General features: G+C 31.6%; 4 protein-coding genes. All 4 read right to left on the reverse strand.

All coding sequences use genetic code 11. From position 1 onward, the window contains the following. Positions 1-1,696: urocanate hydratase (locus ACTHW2_RS10395; RefSeq protein ID WP_442263847.1), on the reverse strand; the 1,696-nt coding region annotated here is incomplete at its 3' end. Positions 1,697-1,700: 4 nt separating this feature from the next. Continuing rightward, positions 1,701-2,975, reverse strand: a complete 1,275-nt coding sequence (gene hutI / locus ACTHW2_RS10400) for an imidazolonepropionase (RefSeq protein ID WP_442263848.1) — start codon at positions 2,973-2,975, stop codon at positions 1,701-1,703. Between the two features lie 282 nt (positions 2,976-3,257). Continuing rightward, on the reverse strand, positions 3,258-4,685 hold the full coding sequence (locus ACTHW2_RS10405) for a sigma-54 interaction domain-containing protein (protein WP_442263849.1): 1,428 nt from the start codon (positions 4,683-4,685) through the stop codon (positions 3,258-3,260). A 66-nt stretch (positions 4,686-4,751) separates the two neighbouring features. Further along, on the reverse strand, positions 4,752-5,162 hold the full coding sequence (locus ACTHW2_RS10410) for a hypothetical protein (RefSeq protein ID WP_442263850.1): 411 nt from the start codon (positions 5,160-5,162) through the stop codon (positions 4,752-4,754). Between the last annotated feature and the right edge of the window lie 208 nt (positions 5,163-5,370).

Genomic DNA, 5,370 nt, shown 5'->3' on the forward strand with positions numbered 1-5,370 from the left:
TATCAGCCATCATATTACTACCGTCTTTTATATTTGCAGTCTCTCGGAAAGGACTGTCAGTTCCAGATACGTCATGATGGTCACGACCTAACATTACAGGTCCTATTTCTCCATTTCTAACCATTTCATTAAATTTAAGAGCTATTTCTAGTCTTCCACCAGCATCTTGATAAAGTATTCTAGCTTTTGTACCTACAACTAATGCGTTTTCTTCAGCATCTCTTATCCAGTTATAGTTATCTCTATCTTGACCTCTTCTATCTGGGTCTATACAATCCATAGCTGCCTGATCTGTTTTGTGTAAGTCTTCCTCTTTACCACTTAAACAAACCCATCTAAAAGGTCCATATCCATAATCAAAAAGCATAGGTCCCATTATATCCTCTACATATGAAGGGAATATAAATCCTTCACTATCATCTATACCATTTTTAGAGATTTCCATCTCTCCAGCATCATAAACTGCCTTCAAGAAACTATTCCCATAGTCAAAGAAATAAGTTCCCCTATCTACTAATTTTTTTATTATATGGAAATGATGTTTTAAACTCTCGTCTACTAATTTTATAAACTTCTTTTTATCTTCAGCTAACATTTTAGTTCTTTCTTCAAAAGTAAGTCCTTGTGGACAATATCCTCCATCATAAGCAGCATGACAAGAAGTTTGATCTGAAAGAAGTTCAATATGAACATCATTTTCTACAGCATACTCAAGTAAATCTACAATATTACCATGATAAGCTAGGGCAGTAGGACGTTTTTCATCCATAGCTTTTTGGGCATCTTTGAAAAGTTCACCTAAATCTTCATAAGACTCATCTATCCAACCTTGTTCAAGTCTTGTATTTATACGAGACTCATCTACTTCTGCTATAACTCCAACTCCACCAGCAATCTTTGTAGCCTTACCTTGTGCACCACTCATACCACCAAGACCAGAACTCACAAACATGTGACCAGTTAAGTCTTTATCTTCATCAATACCAAGCTTCATTCTACCTGCATTAAGTATGGTATTAAAGGTACCATGCACAATACCTTGAGGTCCTATATACATCCATCCACCAGCAGTCATTTGTCCATAGTTAGCAACTCCCATAGCTTGCGCTTTTATCCAGTGTTTTTGATCATCAAACTCACCAACCATAAGAGCATTAGTTATTATAACTCTAGGACTAGTTTTTGAAGACTTAAATAATCCAAGAGGATGACCTGATTCCATTACTAAAGTTTGTTCATCTGTCAGTTCCTCTAAATACTTCATAGTTAAATGATATTGCATCCAGTTTTGAAAAACTTGACCCGTTTCTCCATAAGTTACAAGCTCATAAGGATAAAGAGCAACATCAAAGTCTAAGTTATTATCTATCATAACTTGAAAAGCTTTACCTTCCATACACTTTCCTTTGTACTCATCTAGTGGTTTACCATAAAGATTTCCCTTTGGTCTAAACCTATATCCATAAATTCTTCCACGAGTTAAAAGCTCATCCAAAAATTCAGGAGCTATTTCCTCATGCAGTTCTTCCGGGATATATCTTAGAGCATTTTTAAGTGCTAATTCTATTTCTCTTTTAGTAAGAGTAAGTTCTCTCCTTGGAGCTCTTCTTACATGTCTTTCAAATTCAGGATATTCTGGAAGGAAATTATCCATTTTGATTTCCATAGCCTTACTAACTTCATTATTATAATTCATGTTTTTACCCCCTATTATTTTCTTTATTCCAAACTACCTTACCATCTTTGATAACCTTATCAGTATGGTTTATACCAAAGTGATATATCATATATTCTAAGTTTGGTGTATCAAATATTGATATATCTGCTCTTTTACCTTTTTGCAGTGAGCCTTTTTCATTTTCTACATCTAGTGCTGCAGCTGCATTTATAGTAACTGAAGTTATAACTTCAGCTGGTGTCATTTTTAAAGTTAGAGAACCTAGAGTCATCATAAATTGTAAGTTTTCACTAGGACAGCTTCCTGGGTTATAGTCTGTAGAAATAGCAACAGGAACGTTCTTTTCTATCATCTTTCTAGCAGGTGCTATAGTTCCTTTTTGAAGATTGAAGCTTGTTCCAGGAAGAAGTACTGCTATAGTTCCACTTTTAGCCATATCATCTATACCTTGATCTGATGCTGCCATAAGGTGTTCTGCTGATATACATCCAACTTCTGCTGCAAGTTCTGCACCACCTAAAGATACTATTTCATCTGCATGCATCTTTGGTATAAGCCCTTGTTCTTTTCCTGCAAGAAGTATTTTTCTAGATTGATCGACTGTAAATACTCCCTCTTCACAAAACACATCGTTAAACTTAACATTTGTCTTTTCAATAACCTTAGGCATCATTTCATTTATCAATACATCTACAAATTCATCTGATCTTCCTTCATACTCTTCTGGAACAGCATGCGCCCCCATAAAAGTTGAAATTATATCTGAAGGATAATCTTCATTTAACTTTTCAGAAACTTCTATTTGCCTAAGTTCTGTATCAAAATCTCCTATACCATAACCAGATTTAGACTCTACAGTAGTTACACCAAAAGAAAGCATAGTTTTCAAGCTTTTTTCTGCTCTTTTATAAAGATCATCAAAACTTGCTTCTCTTGTAGCTTCAACTGTAGAATGTATTCCGCCACCTGATGCTAGAATATCTAAATAATCTACTCCTTCAAGTTTTAATTTAAACTCATGCTCTCTGCTACCACCATGAACTAAGTGAGTATGAGAGTCTATAAGTCCTGGTGTTACAGTTTTGCCTTTTCCGTCTATTACTTCTGTACTTGCATCTACCTCAATACTTTCTGGAAGTTCGCCTTCTCCAACATATATTATTTCTTTATCTTTAACTGCAACTACTCCATTTTTTATAAGCCCAATTTCACCTTGTTCTTTTCCTTTTCTTGCCCTATTTTCACCTTTTAAAGTAATTAAATTATCTATATTTTTAATAACAAGTGTTGCTTTCATATTACTCCCCTTTCTAGTTGCTTTTTATAGTCACACTTTATGGGTATTATACCCAATTACAATAATTTTAACTATATAGTATCTATTATGAATCACATACTATAATAGTATGCAACTTATATGCCAATCCTTTTCCGACATAAATGGCATAAATATGCACTTTAACTTATAAAAAAACATAGTCTAATATAGATGTGTTGGAAAATACAACACTTTTATTTAACTTTGTCTAAAACAAGAACTTTGTTTTTTATACATTGTGTTGTATTTTCCAACACTTTCTTAATTTTCTTTTATAATATCGAGCTTTTTCATTCTATATATTAAGCTTTGTCTTGTTATATTTAATTTTCTAGCTGATTTTGCAACATTCCAGTGGTTTTTATTTAAAGTTTCAAGAATATATTCCCTCTCTATTTTCTCAAGTCTTTCATCTAAAGGTTCCCTTAATTCCATATCTAAGCTATCTTCTTCTCTTTGTCTTTGCATGTTTTCTAATATATACTCAGGTATATGTTCATATTTTAAATATTCTTCATCTTTTGATCTAACCATAGTATTTTCTATAAAATGTTCTAATTCTCTAACATTCCCCATCCACTTATGCCTTTTTATTATATTTTTTAATCTATCTGATAGTCCTAAAACTTCCTTACCCATAAGTAAATTATTTCTTTTTATATAATGTTCTGATAGAAAATATATATCAGCAGCTCTTTTTCTTAAAGGTGGTATATTTAAATTATATCCTCCTATTCTATAGTATAAGTCCTCTCTAAGCTTTTTATCTTTTATAAGTTTATGTGGCTCTTCGTTCATAGCACTTATTACCCTACATTTTATAGGAACAGTATCTTTTCCTCCAACTTTTCTAACTTGTCTTTCTTGTAAGACCCTTAAAAGTTTTGTTTGCATATTTATAGGCATAGAATTTAATTCATCTAAAAAGATTGTTCCTTCACCCGCCTCAAGGAAAAGCCCTTGAGAATCTGTAGCTCCTGTAAAGGCTCCCTTTACTGTACCAAACAATATACTTTCAAGTAAGTTTTCTGGTATGGCTGAACAGTTTATTCCAATAAAGGGCGATTCTTTTCTTTTAGAATAGTTATGTATACTTTGGGCAAACATTTCTTTTCCAGTACCAGTCTCTCCTATTATCAAAACATTATTATCAAGCCAAGATATAGTTTTAGCCTCATCTATTACATTTTTCATAAGTAAACTTTCCCCAATTATATCTGAAAATGTAAACCTCGTCCCATTTTTACCTATGCTTTCTTTTGAAACTTTGTCTATAGACTCTTTCTTTAGTTCTATAATTTCCGATAAGAGTGACTGGAGTTTATATTCATTTTTACTTATTGAATAGACCCCTATAGTTTTCCCCTTATAAATAACAGGATATGTACTATATGATTTATATATAGGATGACCATCATTAAATGCGTGAGCTTTATATTTATTTACTATAGGAATTCCGCTTTTAAATACTTTCATATGTTCAGATTTCGCCTCATCATTATATCCATAAGCATCCCATATGTATTTTCCAATCATATCTTTAGCATTTCTCTTTTCAAGTTCTTCCATAGCTTTATTATATACTACTACCTTCCCATCACTATCACTTATAAGGACGCCATCATACAAATTTTCAAGTACCCGTTCTAAGAAATATAGTCTCTTGTTTTTTTCATTATAGTCACTCATCTTATCACCTCTATTATAAATATATTATATGACAATAGCTATAGGTAGAATAATGCCTTTACCTGTCTATTGTAATTTTTTCTTTTTATCTGAAATTTTTTCTTTTATTGTAAGGTACTTAATTGTTCCAATATTTAGTAGTATAGATGCTGTAATATAAAGATAAAGTCCTGTCCCACCTGCATTTACTGTATTACCAGTTTCATCTATACTGATTGATCCAAGTAGTGATGCCCCTAAGGCTATAGCTAAAATGCTAGATGCCTTGCCTCCAATTTTGTGCATCCTTTCATCCTTTAAAAGCTTGTACATTGGATATATATAAAAAACTAAAAATATGTATCCTTTTTGCTCAAATCCTGATAACTTGATTTCTTTCATATCTACCCAGGTCATAAATAAAGATAATATTGCTAGAAGAGTAGAAAAAAATATAAATTTTCCACCTAAACTCCACTCTTTAAATTTGAATTTCATAATAATTGCTCCTTTCATTAGAATAAATATCTTAAAAGATATTTGTTCATACTTACTATATTATCATATTTTCAATCATTTTTAATACTATAAATTTCCGAATGTTTTTATTTAAGAAGTTTGATTTTATTATTTGTTGAATTGTTTTAGTTTATATAATATTATGTATAGATAGTTGCAGAATGTGATTTTTAAAAATATCTGTGTT

It is taken from the genome of Tissierella sp. (assembly GCF_052089545.1).
Lineage (GTDB): Bacteria > Bacillota > Clostridia > Tissierellales > Tissierellaceae > Tissierella_A.